This window comes from Priestia sp. YIM B13490 (genome assembly GCF_042787735.1).
Classification (GTDB): domain Bacteria; phylum Bacillota; class Bacilli; order Bacillales; family Bacillaceae_H; genus Priestia; species Priestia megaterium.
Window position 1 is genome coordinate 555,153 of the sequence record NZ_JBHZOT010000001.1, and the last position, 22,555, is coordinate 577,707.

At 39.2% G+C, this 22,555-nt stretch carries 22 protein-coding genes; 19 read left to right on the forward strand and 3 right to left on the reverse strand.

The window, feature by feature from the left end; all coding sequences use genetic code 11:
- Positions 1-19 precede the first annotated feature (19 nt).
- Positions 20-175: a hypothetical protein gene (locus ACFX4R_RS03060; RefSeq protein ID WP_162488940.1), complete on the forward strand. Its 156-nt coding sequence runs from the start codon at positions 20-22 to the stop codon at positions 173-175.
- 537 nt (positions 176-712) lie between these two features.
- Here the strand turns inward: ACFX4R_RS03060 and ACFX4R_RS03065 are convergent.
- Positions 713-1,240 carry a cupin domain-containing protein gene (locus ACFX4R_RS03065; RefSeq protein ID WP_016764982.1) on the reverse strand — a complete coding sequence of 176 codons (528 nt, stop codon included), beginning with the start codon at positions 1,238-1,240 and terminating at the stop codon, positions 713-715.
- A 276-nt stretch (positions 1,241-1,516) separates the two neighbouring features.
- Here ACFX4R_RS03065 and ACFX4R_RS03070 point away from each other — a divergent pair, with 276 nt between their 5' ends.
- From ACFX4R_RS03070 to ACFX4R_RS03080, 3 genes are all read left to right on the forward strand, one after another.
- Complete coding sequence (locus ACFX4R_RS03070; RefSeq protein WP_013058178.1) at positions 1,517-1,705, forward strand: hypothetical protein; 189 nt, start codon at positions 1,517-1,519, stop codon at positions 1,703-1,705.
- A gap of 241 nt (positions 1,706-1,946) precedes the next feature.
- Complete coding sequence (locus ACFX4R_RS03075) at positions 1,947-2,123, forward strand: aspartyl-phosphate phosphatase Spo0E family protein (RefSeq protein ID WP_223260221.1); 177 nt, start codon at positions 1,947-1,949, stop codon at positions 2,121-2,123.
- Between the two features lie 248 nt (positions 2,124-2,371).
- Positions 2,372-2,761, forward strand: coding sequence for a MerR family transcriptional regulator (locus ACFX4R_RS03080; RefSeq protein ID WP_025750854.1), 390 nt, complete (start codon positions 2,372-2,374; stop codon positions 2,759-2,761).
- Between the two features lie 80 nt (positions 2,762-2,841).
- Here ACFX4R_RS03080 and ACFX4R_RS03085 read toward each other — a convergent pair whose 3' ends face one another.
- Both ACFX4R_RS03085 and ACFX4R_RS03090 read right to left on the reverse strand, forming a co-directional pair.
- Positions 2,842-3,897: an NAD(P)-dependent alcohol dehydrogenase gene (locus tag ACFX4R_RS03085; RefSeq protein WP_043981170.1), complete on the reverse strand. Its 1,056-nt coding sequence runs from the start codon at positions 3,895-3,897 to the stop codon at positions 2,842-2,844.
- 162 nt (positions 3,898-4,059) lie between these two features.
- Positions 4,060-4,314, reverse strand: coding sequence for an HPr family phosphocarrier protein (locus ACFX4R_RS03090; protein ID WP_043981172.1), 255 nt, complete (start codon positions 4,312-4,314; stop codon positions 4,060-4,062).
- Positions 4,315-5,253: 939 nt separating this feature from the next.
- Here ACFX4R_RS03090 and iolE point away from each other — a divergent pair.
- The 15 genes from iolE (at position 5,254) to ACFX4R_RS03165 (ending at position 22,466) form a co-directional block, all read left to right on the forward strand.
- Positions 5,254-6,147 carry a myo-inosose-2 dehydratase gene (gene iolE / locus ACFX4R_RS03095; RefSeq protein WP_377568750.1) on the forward strand — a complete coding sequence of 298 codons (894 nt, stop codon included), beginning with the start codon at positions 5,254-5,256 and terminating at the stop codon, positions 6,145-6,147.
- Positions 6,148-6,167: 20 nt separating this feature from the next.
- Positions 6,168-7,586, forward strand: a complete 1,419-nt coding sequence (locus ACFX4R_RS03100; RefSeq protein ID WP_043981176.1) for a sugar porter family MFS transporter — start codon at positions 6,168-6,170, stop codon at positions 7,584-7,586.
- 22 nt (positions 7,587-7,608) lie between these two features.
- Positions 7,609-8,466: a 2-keto-myo-inositol isomerase gene (gene iolI, locus ACFX4R_RS03105; protein ID WP_377568753.1), complete on the forward strand. Its 858-nt coding sequence runs from the start codon at positions 7,609-7,611 to the stop codon at positions 8,464-8,466.
- Positions 8,467-8,512: 46 nt separating this feature from the next.
- Complete coding sequence (gene fba / locus ACFX4R_RS03110) at positions 8,513-9,352, forward strand: class II fructose-1,6-bisphosphate aldolase (protein ID WP_377569067.1); 840 nt, start codon at positions 8,513-8,515, stop codon at positions 9,350-9,352.
- Positions 9,353-9,647: 295 nt separating this feature from the next.
- On the forward strand, positions 9,648-10,403 hold the full coding sequence (locus ACFX4R_RS03115; protein WP_230183273.1) for a DeoR/GlpR family DNA-binding transcription regulator: 756 nt from the start codon (positions 9,648-9,650) through the stop codon (positions 10,401-10,403).
- A gap of 597 nt (positions 10,404-11,000) precedes the next feature.
- On the forward strand, positions 11,001-12,923 hold the full coding sequence (gene iolD / locus ACFX4R_RS03120) for a 3D-(3,5/4)-trihydroxycyclohexane-1,2-dione acylhydrolase (decyclizing) (RefSeq protein ID WP_162214673.1): 1,923 nt from the start codon (positions 11,001-11,003) through the stop codon (positions 12,921-12,923).
- 95 nt (positions 12,924-13,018) lie between these two features.
- The gene (iolB, locus tag ACFX4R_RS03125; protein WP_165574867.1) at positions 13,019-13,837 is read left to right on the forward strand and encodes a 5-deoxy-glucuronate isomerase; all 819 of its coding nucleotides are present in this window, start codon (positions 13,019-13,021) and stop codon (positions 13,835-13,837) included.
- A gap of 15 nt (positions 13,838-13,852) precedes the next feature.
- Positions 13,853-14,860 (forward strand): 5-dehydro-2-deoxygluconokinase, encoded by a 1,008-nt coding sequence (gene iolC, locus ACFX4R_RS03130; protein ID WP_377568756.1) that lies wholly within the window; start codon positions 13,853-13,855, stop codon positions 14,858-14,860.
- A gap of 24 nt (positions 14,861-14,884) precedes the next feature.
- Positions 14,885-16,342, forward strand: a complete 1,458-nt coding sequence (locus tag ACFX4R_RS03135) for a CoA-acylating methylmalonate-semialdehyde dehydrogenase (RefSeq protein ID WP_043981187.1) — start codon at positions 14,885-14,887, stop codon at positions 16,340-16,342.
- 113 nt (positions 16,343-16,455) lie between these two features.
- Entirely contained in the window at positions 16,456-17,643 is a 1,188-nt protein-coding gene (locus ACFX4R_RS03140) for an MFS transporter (RefSeq protein ID WP_230183277.1), read from the forward strand.
- A 62-nt stretch (positions 17,644-17,705) separates the two neighbouring features.
- Entirely contained in the window at positions 17,706-18,743 is a 1,038-nt protein-coding gene (gene iolG, locus ACFX4R_RS03145; protein WP_043981192.1) for a bifunctional inositol 2-dehydrogenase/D-chiro-inositol 1-dehydrogenase, read from the forward strand.
- Positions 18,744-18,832: 89 nt separating this feature from the next.
- Positions 18,833-19,714 (forward strand): sugar phosphate isomerase/epimerase family protein, encoded by an 882-nt coding sequence (locus ACFX4R_RS03150; protein ID WP_043981194.1) that lies wholly within the window; start codon positions 18,833-18,835, stop codon positions 19,712-19,714.
- Positions 19,715-19,966: 252 nt separating this feature from the next.
- Positions 19,967-21,016: a LacI family DNA-binding transcriptional regulator gene (locus ACFX4R_RS03155; RefSeq protein ID WP_043981196.1), complete on the forward strand. Its 1,050-nt coding sequence runs from the start codon at positions 19,967-19,969 to the stop codon at positions 21,014-21,016.
- A 122-nt stretch (positions 21,017-21,138) separates the two neighbouring features.
- On the forward strand, positions 21,139-21,444 hold the full coding sequence (locus tag ACFX4R_RS03160; protein WP_043981198.1) for a hypothetical protein: 306 nt from the start codon (positions 21,139-21,141) through the stop codon (positions 21,442-21,444).
- Between the two features lie 119 nt (positions 21,445-21,563).
- Positions 21,564-22,466: an AraC family transcriptional regulator gene (locus ACFX4R_RS03165; RefSeq protein WP_043981200.1), complete on the forward strand. Its 903-nt coding sequence runs from the start codon at positions 21,564-21,566 to the stop codon at positions 22,464-22,466.
- Positions 22,467-22,555 lie beyond the last annotated feature (89 nt).

Below are 22,555 nucleotides of genomic sequence, written 5' to 3' on the forward strand. Positions count from 1 at the left end.
GTTTAAATGCTTCTAGCTGTTGATTGGAGGGCAAGGCGAAGACTCCTGCGGGAAAAGCGGAACAGGTGAGACCCCGCAGGAGCGCAAGCGACGAGGAGGCTCATCGACCGCCCGCGGAAAGCGAAGCCTTGCACGGAAATTAACAGCGGTCCAATGTAAAAGCTTTAGCGTATAAATCATAAAACTCTTTTGTTTCTTTTTAGCTTTTTTCGAAAGTATAAGCACATATCAAATGTAGCGATGGTACAAATACTGCACTTTATCATAAACCAAAATAGTGATTCGTTTATGCCAAATCCGCCAATGGAAGCTTTTAGTTCATTTAGCTGCCTGAGAATTAAATTTGTATCGTTTTCATAGGCCACAGTAAAAGATTTAATCACAAGCATGGTCATAATGACTGCTTCTACAGATATATATAGAATTTTTCTTGCTAGTTTAAGAGAAGGATGTACGTTTGATTTGGGAATTTTATAAAAAATTTTCATCGCCTGTTTGCCTTTCAGTTATTTTAAGCGGTTTAAAAAGATTAGTTTATTCTATAATTCTTTCCTTGGCTATAAAATCCTGTATGTATAGCAAGTTTAAAAAAAGCCCGCTAGAAAAGGTCATACACCGATTTTCTAGCGGGCTTCTTTAGTCAACATCCGTCTATTCACTTAGTATTGATCCTGAACAAGCGTTCCAATCCTGCATAACGCTCTGCTCATCTTTAATGTTCTTCAGCCAGGGCGTTTGCTTTTGTCACATGAACCGTACCAAATGGGTGGTTTGGGGGAGCGTATATGGAGTAAAGCTTTAGCGGAGTGGTACCCGTATTGGTGACATCATGCCACGTTCCGGCAGGGATAAATATCGCATCGTCATCGTAGACTTTTCGTTTAAAGGTTAGATTGTTTTTACTTTTGCCCATTTGAACAACGCCTTGCCCTTGTTCAATGCGCAGGAATTGATCAACGTTAGGGTGGATTTCTAAGCCGATATCTTCACCGGGCTTAAGACTCATTAGCGTCACTTGTAAATGTGTTCCCGTCCATAAAGCAGTGCGGTACGTATTGTTTTGCTTTGATGCTTCATTAATGTTAATAACAAACGGCCTTGGTCCGTAGTCCTTTAATTTACCGTTTCTTTGCTGAAACTGTTCGCTGGTGTGATAGTGATTCGGCACATAATAACTATATGGCTGCCAGCCGTAATACACTGGAGTCTGCCACTGATGATAATAAGGTGTATAGTGCATACTCATTCTCCTTTTCTCGTTTAATTTTTCTTTTCATCCTATGCTTTTGTCAAAACGGTTGATACCATTTGCTTTTTTGTCCGCGGTCTTTATCTACTTATTTTTTACTAAAATCATGTGATTAATGATTTATCTGAGCTCTTTGTCTGTTTTTTCGGTCGTTAAAAAATACTTTCATCACTTTAATACGATAATTCAGTAAAAAATATATCGTATGAAAACGTTTTATTTGATATAATTTTAGAAGATGAAAATTATTTTAAAGGGTGACGTTCATTGAAAGAAAAAAAACTTCAAGAATTAACTGAACATCTTAATAATTTATTCAACAATTTAATTCATGGATCTATCACAGAAGGTGAATTTAATGAGCTGTCCGAAGAGCTTTACAGAAAGCAAACTAGGCTGCGCTATGAGATAGAGTGTGAGAAAGGTTCGTATTATAGAGAATATTTTAGAGGCTAAGGCTTTGTATTAGACTGTTTTATAAGAAATAAGAAAAGGCCTCCATTAGGAGGCCTTTTTTAAACTTCTAACAGAAAGTGGAGTGATACTTTCTATTTCAATAAGTATATTAGTATATTTACTTCATAAAAAATACAACTGTTGAAGCTATAAAACTCGCTATTCACCCCCAAAAACCTGTATGATAGGTTTAAGATTACCGCATATGAGATATATGTATAGTAAAAAGGGGTGATGAGCTGTGAAGTGGTATAAAGGAGTTGTCATGCAAGTCTTAATGACAGAAATCGAAACAGCAAGAGAGCACATGGTTATGTTAGGACTTACAGAAGGTCTTACAAGTCGTAATACAGTTCGAATCAGTCAAACCCTTGATTATTTATTAAATGAACTAAGTAAAGTGATGGCCGCAGATTAATCGTATTTTATATAAAAATGAAAAGAGCTGCTGACTTCACGGCAGCTCTTTATAAGTTGCCTTAACGTTTACTTTAATGTTTATGATACTATTTATACAGTTACCTCATAGTAAAGAAAATAGCGGAATCTCTTATATATATTGTATAGTAGAAACCTAGAAAAAGAGTTGAAAGCACCCGTAAAAAGGGAAGCTTAGATACATAAAGCAAACGCCGCACTAAGAATGGCGATGGAGGGTATAGTGGAATGGAATATCATATTAAAGAGGCCGCTGCAAAGGTAGGGCTGCCTACGCATACGCTTCGATACTACGAACAGCAAGGGCTTTTACCTTTTATAAAAAGAGATGAGAACGGAAATCGTATTTTTAGCGAGTCCGATATCGAGTGGTTAGAATTTATTATTTGCTTACGAAAAACGGATATTGCCCTTTTAGAATTACGTAAAATTGTTGAATTAACACAAGAAGGCGATGATACAATCGGTTTGCGCAAGCAGATATTTGAAAAGCATAGAGAGAAAATGATGGAAAAACAAAGAGAGCTGGACGCAGCTTTTAGAAAAGTGGAAACGAAAATTGATTACTATGATAAATTAGAACAAAAGTATCAGGAAGAGCTTTCATCTAAAGCCTAATTTACCGGTTGTTTTTCGTATTTTATAAAGAAATAAAAAGCGGGCAGCTCATCCAATTAGCTGCCCGCTTTTTTCTAAATTTACAGTGTAGAAATGTCAATAACAAATCGATAGCGAACATCGCTGCGAAGAACGCGCTCATACGCTTCATCTACTTGCTTAGCATCGATAACTTCAATCATAGGAGCAACGCCGTGTTCAGCCGCAAAATCAAGCATTTCTTGTGTTTCACGAATGCCGCCTACAAGTGAACCAGCAATGCTGCGACGTCCCGTGATAAGTGAGAATACGCTGTACTGATCTGGGTTAGCCGGTGCGCCAACGTTAACAAGCGTTCCATCTACGCGAAGTAATGATAAATATTGATCCACATTCAGGTTAGCCGATACTGTGTTTAAGATAAGGTCAAAGCGACCCGCTAACTCAGTGAATGTTGTCTCATCACTTGTTGCAAAATAGTGATCTGCGCCAAAGCTTAGAGCTTCTTCTTTTTTATTGTTAGAACGGCTCAATACCGTCACTTCAGCACCCATTGCATGTGCAAATTGAATCGCTACATGTCCAAGACCGCCCATTCCCACGATCGCCACTTTTTTGCCAGGGCCAGCATTCCAGTGCTTTAACGGAGAAAATGTTGTAATACCTGCACATAGAAGGGGACTTGCTGCATCCATACTTAACTTATCAGGAATACGAACAACGAATCCTTCTTTTACGACGATTTTTTGGCTGTAGCCGCCGTATGTAGGATTTCCGTCATAATCCAACGAATTATACGTTTGAACAACGCCTTTTGTACAGTATTGCTCGTCACCGTTCACACAGTACTCGCACTCTCCGCAAGAGTCAACGAAACATCCCACGCCAACGCGATCGCCAACCTTGTATTTTGTTACGCTTTCTCCAACCGCTTCAACTACTCCCGCGATTTCGTGACCAGGAACCATTGGGAATATTCCGCCGCCCCACTCATTAAATGCACTATGAATATCAGAGTGACAGATACCGCTAAACTTAATATCAATTAAAACGTCGTCTGCTCGCAGTTCTCTGCGTTCGATTGTCGTGTTCTCGAATTTTGCCTTTGCATGCGGCGCACTTAAAACACGTGATGTTGTTGTATGTTGATTACACATAAGTAAAAACACAATCCTTTCGTCATTTGATGTATTTAAAAGCTACAACACTAGCTTAAACGTTAAAGTCGACTTTAAAGCAAGAGTTTTTTTAAAAAAATTTTACTTTCTATGATTTTATGAAAAAAGGAGAGTAAGAGATAGCATAGCAGCTTTTTATCTCTATTTAGTCAAAAGAAATTCTTCAAGGGTGCGAGCGGCGGCGTGTTCATCCGCTCCATTTGTCAGTAACGTTATTTCATCTCCTTTTTTAACAGCTAAAGCCATGACCTTCATGATGCTTTTTCCACTTACACACTTTCCATCTTTCGAAATAAAAATGTCACTTTGAAACGAACAAGCTTCACGTGCAAATAAAGCTGTATGTCTAGCTTGAAGTCCTTCAGAAAGCTGCACCGTTATTCTTTTAATCAGCATTGTATTTCCCCTTTTTTGTATTTTAAAAACTGTAAAACTAGCTTAAACGTTAAAGTTAACTTTAAGGCAAGAGGTAATTTGGATAAAAAATGGAAAGGGAACAAAAGGTAAGGCTAATGTTAATGCACATAGTGATCCTGCTGTTAGTACGAGGGAATGTAAACGAAGTGTAAAGCCGATTATAAAAGAAAGTTCTCATAAATTCTTTTAGTGGATGACCAAAACACGTAAGAAGAGACCCTAAAAAAGAAAGGAAAATGATGAAATACTAAGCAAATGAGAAGATTCTCCTCTTTTAACAGATATGTCTACGTTTTCATGCGGAATGTTTCCGTTTCCACTGACTTTGTCAAACAGCAGACAATTGTTGATAATAGAGCTATATAAGAGGCAAAGGGGACGATGAAATGAAAAAATCTATTTCAAAAGTAGAGAAGTTCATAACTGAATTTAAAACGTCAATGACAAGCTACGGAGAAGCTATTATAAAAGTAAAAGGAAACTGATTATAAAAAGGTGGAGGCTATTTTTTTATAAATCTATTCCATAAATTCATACTAAATAATCATACTATCAAAATAAGAAATATAACTTTACTCATAAAAGCTTTATCTGTTGCTGAAATAACAGTAGATAAAGCTTTTTTGTTTGGTTATATAAGCGGATATGATCTCTTTTATAACTAGCATTTTTAGAAGGAATAAGCTTTTAGGCAGATGCAGTGTATAAAAAATTCTGAAATTTTATTATTGACTGAAAGCGTTTTTAATATTAATATTAATTCAAACTTAACCAATATTTAACCAACACATAACAAACGAGTTTTTTTATTTACAAATGAAATCGATTTCATTTGTAGAGTTATAGGATTGGTAAGTTTTATCACTATCTATTGCTAGTGAGGCAGCATTACACAATAAGGGGAAAAGAGGAATCAAAATGGGAGAAGAAAATATTCTGTGGGGAATTGCTCCAATCGGCTGGAGAAATGACGATATTCCTGAAATTGGTGCAGAAAACACATTGCAGCATCTGTTAAGCGATATCGTCGTAGCCGGCTTTCAAGGAACGGAAGTGGGAGGTTTTTTTCCTGAACCAAGCATATTAAACAAAGAGCTTGAGCTTCGAAATTTAAGAATTGCAGGTCAATGGTTTAGCAGTTTTATCATTCGTGATGGGATAGAGGAGACGTCAAATTTATTTCACAAACATTGTCAGTATCTGCAGGAAGTGCATGCTGATGTGGCGGTCGTATCTGAGCAAACCTACAGTGTTCAAGGGATTGAAAGAAATGTTTTTGCTGAAAAACCTTATTTCAGTGATCAAGAATGGGAAGCATTATGTGCAGGATTAAATGAGCTGGGAAAAATCGCAGCAGAATACGGTTTACGCCTTGTCTATCATCACCATATGGGGACAGGTGTACAGACATTAGCTGAAATTGATCGATTAATGGAAGGAACCGACGCAAATCATGTTCATCTTTTATATGATACGGGACATATTTACGTTTCTGACGGAGACTATATGGAGCTATTACATAAACATATAGATCGTATTAAACACGTTCATTTTAAGGATGCAAGAAGAAACGTGCTGGAGCAGTGCAAAAAAGAAGGAAAGTCATTTTTGCAGTCGTTTCTAGCCGGTATGTTTACCGTTCCTGGTGATGGATGTGTAGATTTTACAAACGTGTATAAAGCGTTAGTTGATTACAATTACAAAGGATGGATTGTAGTGGAGGCGGAACAAGACCCTTCTATTGCGCATCCATTGGAATATGCTTTAATGGCCCGAAAGTACATTAACGAAAAGTTAGTTATTCATTCTTAAAATAAGACGGGGGAATTAGCATGGGTAAACAGGGAAATCAATATTCATTTTTACGTACGATCATTTTAGTTTCTACGTTTGGTGGACTGCTTTTTGGATATGACACGGGAGTTATCAACGGGGCATTGCCTTATATGTCTGAATCTGATCAATTGAATCTCAACTCTTTTACTCAAGGTCTTGTGACGAGTGCTCTGTTATTTGGTGCTGCATTTGGTGCGGTAGTAGGCGGCAGACTAGCAGATTATAACGGGCGGCGTAAAACGATTCTGTATCTCGCCATTCTATTTTTTGTTTCCACAATTGGATGTACAATTTCGCCAAACGCAGCCGTTATGATTCTTTGCCGTTTCCTATTAGGACTTGCTGTAGGGGGCGCATCTGTTACCGTACCGACATACTTAGCAGAAATGTCACCAGCTGAAAGCCGGGGGAAAATGGTAACTCAAAATGAACTTATGATTGTTACTGGTCAACTTCTTGCCTTTACGTTTAACGCGATTATCGGAAATATGCTAGGAGAAAATCCTCACGTTTGGCGATATATGCTGCCAATCGCTGCCATTCCAGCTGTCTTTTTATTCTTTGGTATGCTTAGAGTACCAGAAAGTCCGCGCTGGCTTGTGTCAAAAGGGAAAAATAACGAAGCGCTAACGGTTCTTCAAAAGATACGGGAAAGTAAAAGAGCCAAATCAGAGCTGCAGGAGATTGAGAGCGCTTACGAGCAAGAAGCAAAAATGGAAAAAGCAACGTTTAAAGACTTAACAACTCCGTGGGTTCGAAGAGTCGTTTTCCTTGGTATTGGAATTGCTGTCGTACAGCAAATTACCGGTGTAAACTCCATCATGTATTACGGCACTGAAATTTTAAAAGACGCAGGTTTTCAAACAGAAGCTGCCCTTATTGGAAATATCGGAAATGGGGTCATCTCCGTTTTAGCCACGTTTGTAGGCATTTGGCTGCTAGGTAAAGTTGGACGCAGACCAATGCTTATAACAGGATTGGTAGGAACGACTACTGCCCTGCTGCTGATTGGTATATTTTCTCTTGTATTTGAAGGGTCCGCGGCACTCCCATATATCGTATTAGCACTAACAATTACGTTCCTCGCATTTCAGCAAGGAGCTATATCTCCGGTAACGTGGCTAATGCTTTCAGAAATTTTCCCTTTACGATTAAGAGGCTTAGGGATGGGTGTTACCGTATTTTGTCTGTGGGGAATTAACTTCCTTGTAGGTTTAACGTTTCCTGTTTTACTGGCAAGCATTGGCTTATCCACTACGTTTTTTGTCTTTGTTGTATTCGGGATCGGAGCGATTTTATTTGTTAAAAAGTTTTTACCGGAAACAAAAGGGCTTACGCTTGAAGAACTGGAGCAAAGGTTCCGCAGCTATGATAATGAAGACGCTGACGTCATGAATGACAATAAAATTATTTAAGTAAAGAATGGAGAGAATCATTATGAAACTATGTTTTAACGAAGCAACAACATTAGAAAATTCAAATCTTGTAAAGGACCTTGAATATTGCAGCAAGCACGGATATGATTATATCGAAATTCGCACGATGGATAAACTCCCTGAGTATTTAGAAAGTAACTCAATGGATGATTTAGCGCAGTTTTTTAATACAAATCATATTAAACCGCTAGCGCTGAACGCTTTAGTTTTCTTTAATAACCGCAGTGAAAAAGAGTACCAGGAAGTGATAGAAGAGTTTAAGAGTATGCTAGAAACCGCTCAAAAGATAGGTGCTCCCTATATCGTAGCCGTTCCTTTAGTAACGGAACAAAAAATCGTAAAAGCAGAGATTAAAAATAGCTGCGTACAAGTGCTGAATGAATTATCGGAATTGGCTGAACCTTACGGAGTTAAAATCGCCGTTGAGTTTGTAGGACACCCTCAGTGTACGGTTAATACGTTTGATCAAGCGTATGACATTGTGCAAACGGTGAACCGAGATAACGTAGGATTAGTACTTGACTGCTTCCACTTCCATGCGATGGGATCAAAGTTGGAAGACTTAAAACAAGCGGATATTTCTAAAATATTTATCGTTCATATTGATGACACGGAAGATTTTCCTATTGGCTTCTTAACAGATGAAGACCGAGTATGGCCAGGTCTAGGAGCAATTGATTTAGATGCTATTTTCTCAACATTAAAAGAAAAAGGCTATAATGACGCGGTATCTGTAGAGCTATTCCGACCTGAATATTATCAATTAAACGCGGAAGAAGCAATTAAGACGGCTAAAGAGACAACCGTTAAGGCTATCTCGGAATACTACAGCTTTCAAACAACAAAATCATATTCATGATAAGGAGTGTCAGTCAGTGACGTTAGTATCTTCAAAACTAGTATCAATGAAAGATATGCTTCATGCCGCTAAAAAAGGAAACTATGCGGTTGGTCAGTATAATATTAACAGCCTGCAGTGGGCACAGGCTATTTTACAAGCTGCCGAAGAGGAAAAAGCGCCTGTCATTGCAGCCGTTTCAGACAGGCTTGTGGACTATTTAGGCGGATTTAAAACCATTGTAGGCATGATTGAAGGTTTGTTAGAAGAAATGAATATTACTGTTCCTGTCGCGCTTCACTTAGATCACGGTATGAGTGTAGAAAGATGTAAAAAAGCTATCGACGCTGGGTTTAGCTCGGTCATGTTTGACGGTTCTCATTACTCAATTGATGAAAATATTGCCATGACTAAGCAAGTAGTAGACTATGCTGGTGCTCAATATGTCTCAGTTGAAGCTGAAGTCGGAACAGTCGGAGGAATGGAAGACGGGCTTGTTGGCAACATCGTGTACGCTGATCCCGCTGAATGTCTGCGTCTTGTAAAAGAAACGGGAGTCGATGCGTTGGCAGCTGCTTTAGGTTCCGTTCACGGACAGTACCAAGGCGAACCTCAGCTGGGCTTTGACGAAATGAAAGAAATAGCTGACTTAACAGATGTGCCGCTGGTGTTACACGGAGGTTCTGGTATACCAAACTACCAAATTCAAAAAGCAATAGCTCTTGGACATGCAAAGATTAATGTGAACACCGAGTGCCTTCAGGCCTGGACGCGCGCGATCCGTCACACGTTGGAAAGCGACAGTGACGTGTATGATCCGCGAACCATTCTTACACCGGGAAAAGAAGCGGTGATGGCGACTGTAAAAGAGAAAATGAGAGAGTTTCATACAAGTCATAAAGCTTAATAAAAAAGAGGCTGAGACAAAAGAATTACAGTTGAAGCAAGATCCGAACGATGAATGGAGATTCTTGATAGAAAATCCAGCTCGTTCGGATTTTTTCTTTGGTAGGATTTTAATCGATTGAGTTGCTTCTAGCTTATGTTATGTATCTAACTTGTTTGTCTTTAGCTGGAAATAATGGAGTTATGTCTCAATCTCTCTTTGTTTTAGCAGTTACTCTTCTAGAAAATGCCTTTTGTAAAGGTTATAATAGTAAGTAATAAAAAAGCGAAAAGAAAGATAAACGGGAGAGGTAGAAATGTTAAAAACGAAGCGGATTCAACAAATTCAAGAGTATGTTTTTGAACATGAATCTGTCTCATTAGATGATTTGGTTTCGGTGTTTGAAGTCTCCAAAAACACGATTCGACGCGACGTTCAAAAGTTAGTGGATGAAGGGCATATTAAAAAAGTATACGGCGGAGTAGCCGTTAATCATGTGAAGCTTGAATCATTTAATGAAAGACAAACAAGAAATCAGTTTCAAAAGCGTTTAATTGCCAAAACGGCAGCTCAGTACGTAGAAGACGGAGACGTCATCTTTATTGATTCAGGAACTACCACGTTAGAAATGATTGAATTTCTAAAGAACAAATCAATAACGATTGTTACAAATAGTTTAGATGTTATAGTAAAAGCCTTGCCTTTTGATGCGTTAAAAGTAATTTCTACGGGCGGCTATCTTGAGCGTGAAACTCAATCATTTTCAAGCTTTAACCATGCCAATCCTGTAAAGAATTACAACTTTGATAAAGTATTTATGGCTTCTACGGGTATTTCCATATCAAATGGCGTTACCAATTCATCGCCCGTTGAAAGTGAAATCAAAGAAACGGTCATAAAAAGAAGCACAAAAGTGTTTTTATTAGCAGATCATACAAAATTTGATAAGTATGCAATGATTACGTATTGTCAGCTGCATGAAGTGGATTATTTAATTACAGATAAAGTGGACGTCAGCTATCAGCACTATGCAAAAGAAAATGAGATTACGTTTGTCCTTGCAGAAGAATAAGTGTTTTTGAGTGATTATACATATGCTTAGACTTAGAGCCCGTAGGCATACTAAAGAAGTATGCCTTTTCTTTTTTCTTCACATTGAGCTTCTTTAGAAAGCGATTACAGTGAATAAAAAGATAAACTAACAAAATTTTTAAAAAAGTATTTACAAAGTAAACTGAATATTATAAACTAGGTTCATAGATAAGAAAGCGCTTCTAAAACTAGATGAAATCGATTTCATTGAACAGAGCTACATGTACAATAAGATTGGTTTTCCAGGTAAGACAAAGCATAGAAAAATGATGGGGAAGTTAAGGATGGAGTTTGGAAAATATTTTTTTAACATCAAATGAAATCGATTTCATTTGAAAGTGGAATTTATGATGAATTTTCGAGCTTTTCTCCATCTTCAAGCGTTAAAAAGTACAGGGGATGAAAGTGTTTGTCTCATCGCTAAATAGTAGCTGAAACAAAGGAAAGAGCTAGGAAGTAAAAGGGTAGAACCTCATTTATTACATTAAATGAAATCGATTTCATTTAAAAATGTGAAAAAAGGGTAGAAAAATCAATCTGATGGTGATCAATTTCAGAAGATAAGGTAGGAAGGTATATGAAAACGATAAGATTAACAACGAGTCAAGCTTTAGTGAAATTTCTAAATCAGCAATATGTAGAGTTTGATGGAAAAAAAGAGCGTTTTATCAAAGGAGTATTCACCATTTTTGGACATGGAAATGTAGTGGGGATCGGGCAAGCGCTGCAGGAAAACCCAGGCGACCTTGAAGTATATCAAGGCAGAAACGAGCAGGGAATGGCTCATGCTGCAGTAGCCTTTGCCAAACAAAAACATCGAAAGCAAATCATGGCCTGCTCTTCTTCCGTTGGTCCAGGTTCAGCGAATATGGTTACATCGGCTGCGACAGCTACTGCAAACAATATTCCGGTGCTGCTTTTGCCAAGCGATGTGTTTGCCACTCGCCAGCCGGACCCGGTTCTTCAACAAATTGAACAGACGCATGATTTATCTCTTTCTACAAATGATGCTTTCCGGTCCGTCAGCAAGTACTGGGATCGAGTAAGCCGTCCAGAACAGCTGATGTCGGCTATGATCAATGCGATGCGTGTATTAACAGATCCGGCAGATACAGGAGCCGTTACAATTGCGCTGCCGCAGGATGTACAAGGGGAAGCGTGGGATTTTCCAGAAAGTTTCTTCCGTGAGCGTACCCACCTGATCGAACGCCGCGAGCCTTCGCAAGAAAGTATCAGAAATGCAGTGGAGCTGATTAAATCAAAGAAAAAGCCTCTTCTTATTTTAGGCGGCGGCGTTCGTTATTCAGAGGCTGCGAATGCATTTGCTGCATTTGCTGAAAAGTTTCATATTCCATTTAGCGAAACGCAAGCTGGAAAAAGCGGACTTGAAAGCAATCATCCTTTAAATCTAGGAGGAGTTGGCGTAACAGGTAACAGCGCTGCTAATAAAATAGCGCAATCTGCGGATTTAATTATTGGCGTGGGGACACGTTTTACAGATTTCACAACTTCTTCAAAGCTGTTTTACGCTGAGACGGATGTATTAACCATTAACATTTCTGAATTTCACGCATCAAAATTGGAGGCTACTAAAATTGTCGCGGATGCCAAAGTGGGTCTTGAAGCTCTTTCGTCTGCATTAGAAGGTTATAAATCAGGCTATGAAACTGAAATTGAAGAAGCCAAATTAAAGTGGAATCAAGAGCTGACTCGTTTAAAAAATATTGCATACACAGGCAAAGAATTTATTCCGGAAATTAAAGGGCATTTTGATCACAGCCTGTCGGAGTATAAAGATAGCCTAAGCACCGAACTTGTCCAAACGACTGTGCTTGGCAAAGTAAACGAACTAATTGCACCTGATTCTATTATTACATGTGCAGCGGGAAGCCTCCCGGGTGACCTTCAGCGTATGTGGATCTCAAATGAACGTAATACGTATCACCTTGAATACGGATATTCATGTATGGGCTATGAAATTGCTTCTGCCTTAGGCGCTAAGATGGCTGAGCCGGATAAAGAAGTGTATGCAATGGTAGGAGACGGAAGCTACTTAATGCTTCATAGTGAGCTGGTAACGAGCATTCAAGAAGGAATTAAAATAAATATTGTTCTTTTTGATAATTCCGGCTTTGGCTGCATCAACAACTTGCAGATGGATAATGGAATTGAAAGCTTCGGCACAGAGTTCCGCGTTCGTAACCCGCGGACGGGGCAGCTTGATGGAGATATTATGCGCATCAACTTTGCTCAATCTGGAGCTGCGTACGGAGCCAAAACATACGAAGTGTATACGATGGAAGAACTTGAATATGCCATTGAAGATTCAAAAAAACAAAGTGTTAGTACACTGATTGACATTAAAGTTCTTCCAAAAACAATGACGGACGGCTACGATTCTTGGTGGCATGTAGGAGTAGCAGCCGTATCTGAAAGCTCAAACGTTCAAACGGCGTTTGAAGGCAAAGAAAGCCAGTTACAAAAGGCAAGAAAATATTAATCTTTTAAAAAGCTAGAATATCCAGTTTGCTTGATTAAAGAGTGTCCCTAGCATAAACACGTTAAAAAATAAGAAATAGAAAGGTGTGGAAAGGAATGGCTGATTTAATCGTACCAACACAAACAGCTGACAGTGATGGAAACGTACTAAGCATCACCCCACAATCTGCAGGATGGGAGTACATTGGCTTTGACGTTTACTCATTAAAAAAAGGCCAAAAGCTTAAAAAAAATACGGAAAATCAAGAGATTTGTATTGTGATTTTAACCGGTAAGTCCAACATTTCTACAAAAGAAGAGAAATGGGAAAACATCGGACAGCGAATGAATATCTTTGAAAAAATCCCTCCGTACTCCGTATATGTATCGAATGATGATCACTATGAAGTAGAAGCTGTAACCGACTTAGAAATTGCGGTTTGCGCAGCGCCTGGAAAAGGTACATACCCTGCTCGTTTAATTACGCCGCAAGATGTAGGCGTAGAGCATCGCGGAGCAGGAAATATCGCGAGACAAGTCCATAATATTCTTCCTGAACAAAAGCCGGCCGATAGTCTGCTGGTAGTGGAAGTGTTTACGCCGGAAGGAAACTGGTCAAGCTATCCTCCTCATAAGCACGATCAAGACAACTTGCCGCATGAATCGTATTTAGAGGAAACGTATTACCATAAAGTCAACCCGGGACATGGATTTGCGATTCAACGAGTATATACGGACGATCAATCTCTAGATGAAACAATGGTCCTTAAAGATGGAGATGCAGTCTTGGTTCCTAAAGGGTATCATCCGGTATCTGCTCCTCCAGGTTATGAAGTTTATTATTTAAACGTCATGGCTGGCCCTGTGCGAACATGGAAATTTAATAATAGCAAAGACCATGAATGGATTATGGAAGAAAAATTAGCATTAAAGTAAGGAGACGACGTGACTATGAGTTATTTAACATTTGATTCACAAAAGCGATTTGACCTTCTTGCAGTAGGAAGGCTTTGCATCGACTTGAATGCAAATGAATTTAATCGCCCGATGGAAGAAACGATGACGTTTACAAAATACGTAGGAGGATCTCCTGCTAACATCGCTATTGGTCTTTCAAGGCTTGGAATGAAGACAGGCTTTATTGGAAAAGTGTCAAATGATCAAATGGGCCGCTTCAGCACCAGATATTTAAATCAAAATAACATTAACACGGAAGGCATTGTAGTTGATCAAACAGGAGCCGTAACGGGACTGGCCTTTACTGAAATTAAAAGTCCTGAAGAGTGCAGCATCCTGATGTACCGTGATAACGTGGCAGACTTAAAGCTCCATCCAACAGAAGTTTCTGAAGAGTATATTAAGCAATCAAAAGCGCTGCTTATCTCTGGAACAGCTCTTGCTAAAAGTCCTTCAAGAGAAGCCGTGTTTCTTGCTCTTGAATATGCGAGAAAACATAGCGTAGTCGTATTCTTTGATGTCGACTACCGGCCGTATACGTGGGAATCAGAAGCTGAGACTGCCGTCTACTATAATTTAGCGGCAGAAAAATCAGACGTGATTATCGGTACGCGAGAAGAATTCGATATGATGGAAAAGCTTTTAAATTATGAAGAATCAAATGATCAAGTTACAGCTGAACGATGGTTTTCCCATCATGCTAAGATTGTCGTAATCAAGCATGGAGGAGAAGGGTCGATTGCTTATACAAAAGACGGCCAGTCTCATCGAGGCGGCATCTTTAAAACGAAAGTGCTTAAAACATTTGGAGCTGGCGACTCTTACGCATCTGCTTTTATCTACGGGTTAATGCGAGGGTTTACAATTCCTGAAGCGATGAGATTTGGCGGTGCTTCTGCTTCCATCGTTATTTCAAAACACAGTTCTTCAGATGCAATGCCAACTGTAGAAGAAATTAAGCAGTTTATGGATACAGCCGAAGAAGTTCTGCAACAAGCGTAATCAAAAATTGAGAGGAGAATGAACATGACACAAACAACAGTAAAAACAGTAAAAAACTATATTGGCGGCGAATGGGTGGATTCATCTACAAGTCTGACAGAACCAGTTTATAACCCTGCAACGGGTGAAGTCATTGCAGAGGTACCTCTTTCCACAAAAGCAGATGTAGATCAAGCGGTACAGGCTGCAAATGAAGCCTTCAAAGGATGGGCAAAAACTGCGGTGCCAAAACGTGCACGTATTCTATTTAAATATCAGCAGCTATTAGTAGATAACTGGGACGAGTTAGCGAAGCTTGTGACGCTTGAAAACGGAAAAAGCTTTAATGAAGCGCGCGGAGAAGTACAGCGCGGAATTGAATGTGTAGAATTCGCAGCGGGTGCTCCTACGTTAATGATGGGAAAACAGCTTCCTGATATTGCAACGGGCATTGAGTCTGGCATGTATCGCTATCCAATCGGTGTTATTGGCGGGATCACGCCGTTCAACTTCCCGATGATGGTTCCTTGCTGGATGTTCCCTCTTGCAATTGCTTGCGGTAATACATTTGTATTAAAGCCGTCTGAGCGCACGCCGCTTTTAGCAGCAAGATTAGTAGAATTATTTGAAGAAGCTGGATTGCCAAAAGGCGTATTAAACATTGTAAACGGCGCGCATGATGTGGTAAACGGCCTTCTTGAACATAAATTAGTGAAAGCAATTTCGTTTGTAGGTTCACAGCCAGTAGCTGAATATGTGTATAAAAAAGGTACAGAAAACTTAAAGCGTGTTCAAGCATTAGCGGGTGCTAAAAACCACTCAATCGTATTAAACGATGCAGATTTAAACGTAGCAACAAAACAAATTATCGGAGCTGCTTTCGGTTCAGCAGGTGAACGCTGCATGGCAGCATCTGTCGTGACGGTGCAAGAAGACGTGGCAGATGAATTAATCTCACGACTTGTTCAAGAATCAAACAATATTGTCATTGGAAACGGATTAGAAAAAGATGTTTTCTTAGGGCCGGTTATTCGTGAAAACCATAAAGAACGTACGCTTAGCTATATTGAAGCTGGCGTAGAAGAAGGAGCTCGCTTAGTTCGTGACGGCCGTGAAGATCACGCGGTAAAAGAGAACGGCTATTTTGTTGGACCCACTATTTTTGATAACGTTACACAAGAAATGAAAATCTGGCAAGACGAAATCTTTGCACCGGTGCTTTCTATCGTGCGTGTAAAAACATTAGGAGAAGCAATTGACATTGCTAATAATTCTCGATTCGCAAACGGAGCTTGTATCTATACAGACAGCGGCGCAAGCGTACGTGAGTTCCGTGAAAATATTGATTCAGGCATGCTAGGAGTGAACGTAGGGGTGCCGGCACCTATGGCGTTCTTCCCATTCTCAGGCTGGAAAGACTCTTTCTATGGCGATCTTCATGCCAACGGTACGGACGGCGTAGAGTTTTATACAAGAAAGAAAATGGTTACGGCACGCTACTAAGAATTTACTTATCGTACGATGGGATACTAGCGACATTTGCTAGTACCCTGTAGTACAATCGTATAAAAAAATAAAAGTCGGTTTTTTCGTCGCAACAAAATGGAAGTGATTAGTTGAGTGCTATAAGTACCGTCAAAGATAAGTATCTTTTTGCAGCCGTTTCATTTATCTTTTGGTTCTCGCAGTTTATTTACGTACCTATTTTGTCTCCTTATATGGAAGGGCTGGGAGGCAAGTATGCCTTTATTGGTGTAGTGTTAAGCAGCTATGGACTCATGCAGCTATTATGTCGCCTTCCGCTCGGGATCTTTTCAGACTTTGTGAAAGTGAGAAAACCGTTTGTTATCTTCGGCATGATAGCCAGCATGTCAAGCTGCCTGCTATTTTCGTTGACCGATAGCTTAATAGGCGTGTTTATATCACGCTGCTTGGCTGGATTGGCAGCAGCAACGTGGGTTGCCTTTACGATTTTATATTCAAGCTACTTTGAACGTGAAAAAACTACTCGTGCTATGAATATCATTTCGTTTATAGTGGTTTTGGCTCAGCTTTTGGGTATGAGTTTAAGCGGTTACATTGTAAATGAGTGGGGATGGCATGCTCCGTTTTGGATAGGAACAATCTTGAGTGTAATAGGCGCTATTCTTTCTCTTTTCATTTACGAGCCCAAAGAGAACGTAAAGAGATCACCTATAAAGCTTAAAGAATTAATGAGCGTAATAAAAGAGCCGTCGCTATTAAAAATTTCGCTTCTATCTATTCTAGCACACAGTATTATTTTCACGACCATGTTTGGTTTTACTCCTGCGTACGCATTAAGCGCAGGATTTAAAGAGAGCGAGCTGAGTTTGATTGTCTTTTCCTTTATGATCCCTCATGCGGCTGCTCCTCTTATTATGGAAAAGCTATTTGTTTGGCGCTTCGGAAAATGGAGCATCTTGAAGGCCGCCTTTTTTCTGGCTGCATTCTTTACCTGTATGATTCCTATGACGGAAAATAAACTTTTGCTTTGTATCATTCAAAGCGTGAACGGGTTTTCATTAGGATTAGTGTTTCCTCTTATGCTAGGAATGTCTATTGAAAGAATAGCTGCAGAAAAGAGAGCTACGGCGATGGGAGGCTACCAAGCGCTGTATGCGTTAGGAATATTCGGAGGTCCTTTTGCTGCAGGAATATTAAATTCTTGGACGGGACTTAAAGCAGGCTTCTTTTTTGCAGCAGCCTTAGGGTTAACCGCTACTGCTTTTGCAGCGGCATGGGATAAGAAAGAAGCGTCATATAAAGTTTTTAAAGCAAAATAAAACGTGGAACCAAGCATTTATTTCTATTTTTAAAGCTCACATATTAAAGGAGGCCATAGATTATGGTGTTGAAAATTGGTGTTATTGGAACAGGAGCAATCGGACAAGATCATATTAGAAGAATTACAAATACGTTATCAGGCGGAAAAATTGTTGCGGTTACGGATGTAAATCAAGAACAAGCAAAAGCTGTTGTAAAAAATCAAAACTTGGATGCCGTTATTTACAATGATGGACATGAGTTAATTAAATCAGAAGAAGTAGATGCAGTTGTTGTGACTTCTTGGGGGCCGACGCACGAGGAGTTTGTGCTGGCAGCGATTCAAGCTGGAAAACCTGTATTTTGCGAAAAGCCGCTTGCTACAACGGCAGAAGGCTGTAAAAGAATCGTTGACGCTGAAATTACACACGGCAAGCCGTTGGTGCAAGTTGGTTATATGCGCCGCTACGATACAGGGTATCGCGCTTTAAAGAAAGTGATTGAAAGCGGGCAAATTGGTGAAGCATTAATGGTTCACTGCGCACACAGAAATCCTACGGTACCTGATACATACACGGGCGATATGTCAATCGTTGATACATTCATCCATGAAATTGACGTTTTGCGCTGGTTATTAAATGACGATTATGTATCTGTTCAAATCGTGGCACCGCGAAAAACGAGCAAGGCACTTGAACATCTGCAAGATCCAATTATGGTGCTGCTTGAAACAAAGCAAGGCGTTCGAATTGATGCTGAGGTTTTTGTAAACTGCCAGTACGGCTATGATATTCAATGTCAAGTAGTAGGAGAAACAGGAATCGCTAATTTACCTGAGCCTTCAAGCGTCGTGTTGCGCAGTGAAGCAAAAAAATCAACTGAAATTTTAGTAGATTGGAAAGATCGATTCATTGACTCTTATGATACAGAGCTGCAAGACTGGATTAACTCAACGCTTAAAGGCGAAGTGAATGGACCCACTGCTTGGGACGGTTACGTTGCGGCCGTTACTTCAGATGCTTGCTTAGAAGCAAAAAAATCAGGAAACATTGTTCCTATTTCGTTAGGTGAACGTCCTGATTTCTACCATAAAACGTTAACTGCAGCAGGCAAACTGTAATTGTAAAAACGGTTTGCTTACAAAACAGCTTAATTAAAACTTAGGGGATGGACACGTCTGGTGTGCATAAAAGAAAGGGGAGCCTTACATTGCGTTTAGCATATGATCCGTCACATTACCGTGACAATACAAGTTTAAAAGATACGATTGATACAGTTGCAAGATTAGGCTATGAATACGTAGAGTTATCTCCGCGCAAAGATTTTATTTGGTTTTATGAATATCCAAAAGTTGATAGACAGCGTATAAAAGACTTAAAAAGATACTGTGCCGATGCGGGGGTAAAGATTTCGTCTGTGCTTCCGGTACAGCAGTGGTCTTCACCAAATGAGCAGGAACGTGAAGCGGCAGTAAGGAACTGGAAGCGTACAATCGAAATTACTTCTGAGCTGGAAGTAGATTTAATGAACAGTGAGTTCAGCGGCGACAAGAGCCGCCCTGTTGAAAGCGAAGCGGCTTTTGTTAAATCGATGGAAGAGCTGATGCCGATTTTTGAAAAAGAAGGAATTAAGCTTAACCTTCAATCGCATCCAAATGATTTTATTGAGTTAAACACAGAAGCTATTGCAATGATTCGTGCGCTGGACAAAGACTGGATTAAATTAGTTTATTCTGTCCCTCATGCTTTCTTTTATGACGATGGCATTGGCGATGTAGCAAAGCATATTGATGAAGCAGGTGATTTGCTTGCACACGTTCTGATTGCCGATACTCTTAACCATAAAGCAGCGTTTGGACTGCGCTATATTGTAAATCCACCTGATGCGAAAGTAACGATTCACCAGCATTTAAATCCTGGTGAAGGAGAAATTGATTTTGACGCACTGTATCGCAAATTAAGAGAAATTAAATTTGACGGCATCGTAACAAACTCTGTATTTGCTTACCCTGATCGACCGGAATGGTCAAACGAAGTAACGTTAAAGTCAATTAGAGAAGGATTAAATATTAAAGAAGGCCTAAACATTTAACGTGATTGACTGAAGTGATGCGAAGCATAACGAGATATGTTTTGCATCACTTTTCATGGTTTATGCTTGAAAGAAGATCAGAACTTGTGGGCATAGCTAGTTTAAAATAGTCTTAATTGTTCTATTCGGACTCCATCATGATGATAAAGAGAGGCTTTATTATGCTAGTAATGTATAATAAAGATAGATGCAAAACGGATAGAACTTTTTATTATAAAATGTTAATTACTACAGATAAAGGTGAGTGAACGTATGTCAGTTAAAATGAGTGATGTGGCCAAACTAGCTAATGTAGCTCCAGCTACTGTCTCGCGAGTTCTTAGTCAGCCCCACCTAGTAAGCAAAGAAACGCAGGAAAAAGTTTTAAAAGCCATTGAAGAATTAAATTATCAGCCCCATATCATCGCAAGACAGTTTAGAAAAAAAGAAACAAAAACCATTTTAGTAGTTGTTCCTGATATTACCCATCCGTTTTTTTCTGAAGTTCTTAAAGGAATTCAGCATACGGCGATTAACAGCGGTTACCGAGTAATTTTAGGAGATACAGAAAATGACATTGAGCGAGAAGGAGAGTTTGTTGATTTATTATTCCAAAAGCAAGCGGACGGCATGATCCTTCTAACAGCCCGCATGGATAAAGACAGAATTGAACAAGTCTCCAGACAGTTCCCTACGGTTCTTGCGTGTGAGTACATTGATGGCTTAGATATTTCTACCGTATCTATTGATAATATTAGCGGGGCGCGAAAAATAACGGAGCATTTAATAAGCCTTGGGCATACCAAAATTGCGCATATCACTGGTCCTATGAATGTTATCTTAAGCCGTGATCGATTAAAAGGATACCGCCAAGCGATGATTAGCCACGATTTATCTGTGGATTCCGCTTTTATTCAAGAAGGAGATTTTAGCCTAGAGTCCGGTTATCATCAAATGATTCGCTTATTATCGTTAGAACAACGGCCAACTTCCGTATTTGTTTTTAACGATGAAATGGCGATCGGAGCGATAAAAGCCGCAAAAGACAGCGGGTTAAAAGTGCCTGAAGATATAGCTGTAGTAGGATTTGATAACTCAAAAATGTCGGATATCATTGAACCGCATATTACAACAATTGAGCAGCCTAAATATGAAATTGGAAAAAAAGCGATGGAATTACTGCTTGGATTAATGAGCGGAAAAGCCTTAGAACAAAAAAAGTTTGTATTAAAAGATGAACTAATCGTACGCGAGTCTTGCGGAAGTAAAGCTACAGTGAAAAATTTTATCCAGCTTGAAGGCTCAGCTAAGAAAATTAACTAGTGCTGTTTACATGCTATGATGTTTTTTGCTAAGAAGTAAACAAGAAAGACCATCATCTTTGTCTTCTCTTGTTTACAGCAAAGCGGAAGGAATACTCTGATAAAAAAGAGAAGGTGACTTTAGTGAGGATTAAGGGAACAGTATTCAAAAAAAGAACATATCCAAAGCATCACTATAAAAGAATGGATCATCTTTCTTTTTTAGAGGTGAAAGATAACATCTCCTTTGATGGCGATGCACTGAAAATTCTTCCTGTTCTTAGCCAAAAATCAATGGAATGCTGGAGTATCGGAGATGAAATTGATGTGGAAGGTGAAATGAAGTATATTCGCATCATTACTTCATTAGGAAAACTCAGCCTGCTGCCTGTTCCGGTGTTTATCGTCAAAACAATTAAAGAAATAAAACCATCTTCTGTAACTAGTTAAGCTGTCAGGCATAAAACGGCTAATCATCGTCATCAATCATGTTCACATTTTAACGGAATTTAAATTCTGAAATTTCTTATAAATTACAGATTCCTTCAGATAAGAAGGGGGTGAAGCATATGACAGCTAATCTTATCGCGGGGAAAATTTCTTTAAATGAACGTGTCCATCGTACACAAGGAAACGGAGCGTCTTTTCACGTTCACTATTGGGGAGTTATGCCCAAGCACTATGATAATGTCCCTCATAAGCACTCTTTCTTTGAGGTGTGTTACGTGCTTGAAGGGAAAGGAATTTATATAGACGACGGGCGTCCCTATCCGGTAAAAGAAAATACACTATTTCTTTCAAAGCCCGGCGTATTACACCACATAAAAAGCGATAAGAGTCTTTTTCTCTTGTATGTAGGCTTTGAACTGGTTGAATCAGAATCAACTGAAAAGTGCATCAAGCTAATAGAAGAAGCTAAACGATGTTCTAAAGTAGTAATAGATGTAAAAGAAGATGGAACGGCTCCGTTCATTTGGAAGTTTCTTTTGAACCATGCCGCAAAAGGAGAAGATGTCTTTTTTGAAGAAATACTAACAAATTTAGCTCATTCTCTTATTCTTTCGCTCATAAATACTTTTGTTTTTCCTTTAAATTACCATTATCAGAAAGCTGTTCAAAAGACATCTTCTTTAACCCTTAATCTTGCAAAATTATACATTAAAGATAATCTAGCCAATTCTATTAAACTTACGGATACAGCGACTCATTTACACCTATCTAGCCGGCATCTGTCTCGTCTCTTTAAAACTGAATTAGGTGTCAGCTACTCGGAATATGTACAAAATGAAAGAATTAAAAGAGCTGTGATACTGCTCAAAACAACTGATTTATCGATTAGAGATATTGCTCAAGAAACAGGATTTCCAGATGTTCACTACTTTACGCGGGTTTTTACAGCTTCAATGCGCAGTTCACCAGGACGTTTTCGTAATCTATATACAAAATTAAAAACAACTGCATATAAAGATTAGCCAACTCTTCTTTGCTTACATGTGTCCCAAGCAGAGGAGAGTTATTTTTATGGAATAAAACTAATAAGGGTTCAAAAATGTCCTGAAAA

Coding starts and splice junctions, on each gene's coding strand:
- ACFX4R_RS03155 (WP_043981196.1), top strand. CDS start 19,967: ATGTCAGTTAAAATGAGTGATGTGGCCAAACTAGCTAATGTAGCTCCA.
- fba (WP_377569067.1), top strand. CDS start 8,513: ATGAAAGATATGCTTCATGCCGCTAAAAAAGGAAACTATGCGGTTGGT.
- ACFX4R_RS03135 (WP_043981187.1), top strand. CDS start 14,885: ATGACACAAACAACAGTAAAAACAGTAAAAAACTATATTGGCGGCGAA.
- iolB (WP_165574867.1), top strand. CDS start 13,019: ATGGCTGATTTAATCGTACCAACACAAACAGCTGACAGTGATGGAAAC.
- ACFX4R_RS03090 (WP_043981172.1), bottom strand. CDS start 4,314: ATGCTGATTAAAAGAATAACGGTGCAGCTTTCTGAAGGACTTCAAGCT.
- iolG (WP_043981192.1), top strand. CDS start 17,706: ATGGTGTTGAAAATTGGTGTTATTGGAACAGGAGCAATCGGACAAGAT.
- ACFX4R_RS03085 (WP_043981170.1), bottom strand. CDS start 3,897: ATGTGTAATCAACATACAACAACATCACGTGTTTTAAGTGCGCCGCAT.
- ACFX4R_RS03065 (WP_016764982.1), bottom strand. CDS start 1,240: ATGCACTATACACCTTATTATCATCAGTGGCAGACTCCAGTGTATTAC.
- ACFX4R_RS03100 (WP_043981176.1), top strand. CDS start 6,168: ATGGGTAAACAGGGAAATCAATATTCATTTTTACGTACGATCATTTTA.
- iolD (WP_162214673.1), top strand. CDS start 11,001: ATGAAAACGATAAGATTAACAACGAGTCAAGCTTTAGTGAAATTTCTA.
- ACFX4R_RS03165 (WP_043981200.1), top strand. CDS start 21,564: ATGACAGCTAATCTTATCGCGGGGAAAATTTCTTTAAATGAACGTGTC.
- ACFX4R_RS03115 (WP_230183273.1), top strand. CDS start 9,648: ATGTTAAAAACGAAGCGGATTCAACAAATTCAAGAGTATGTTTTTGAA.
- iolI (WP_377568753.1), top strand. CDS start 7,609: ATGAAACTATGTTTTAACGAAGCAACAACATTAGAAAATTCAAATCTT.
- ACFX4R_RS03080 (WP_025750854.1), top strand. CDS start 2,372: ATGGAATATCATATTAAAGAGGCCGCTGCAAAGGTAGGGCTGCCTACG.
- iolE (WP_377568750.1), top strand. CDS start 5,254: ATGGGAGAAGAAAATATTCTGTGGGGAATTGCTCCAATCGGCTGGAGA.
- iolC (WP_377568756.1), top strand. CDS start 13,853: ATGAGTTATTTAACATTTGATTCACAAAAGCGATTTGACCTTCTTGCA.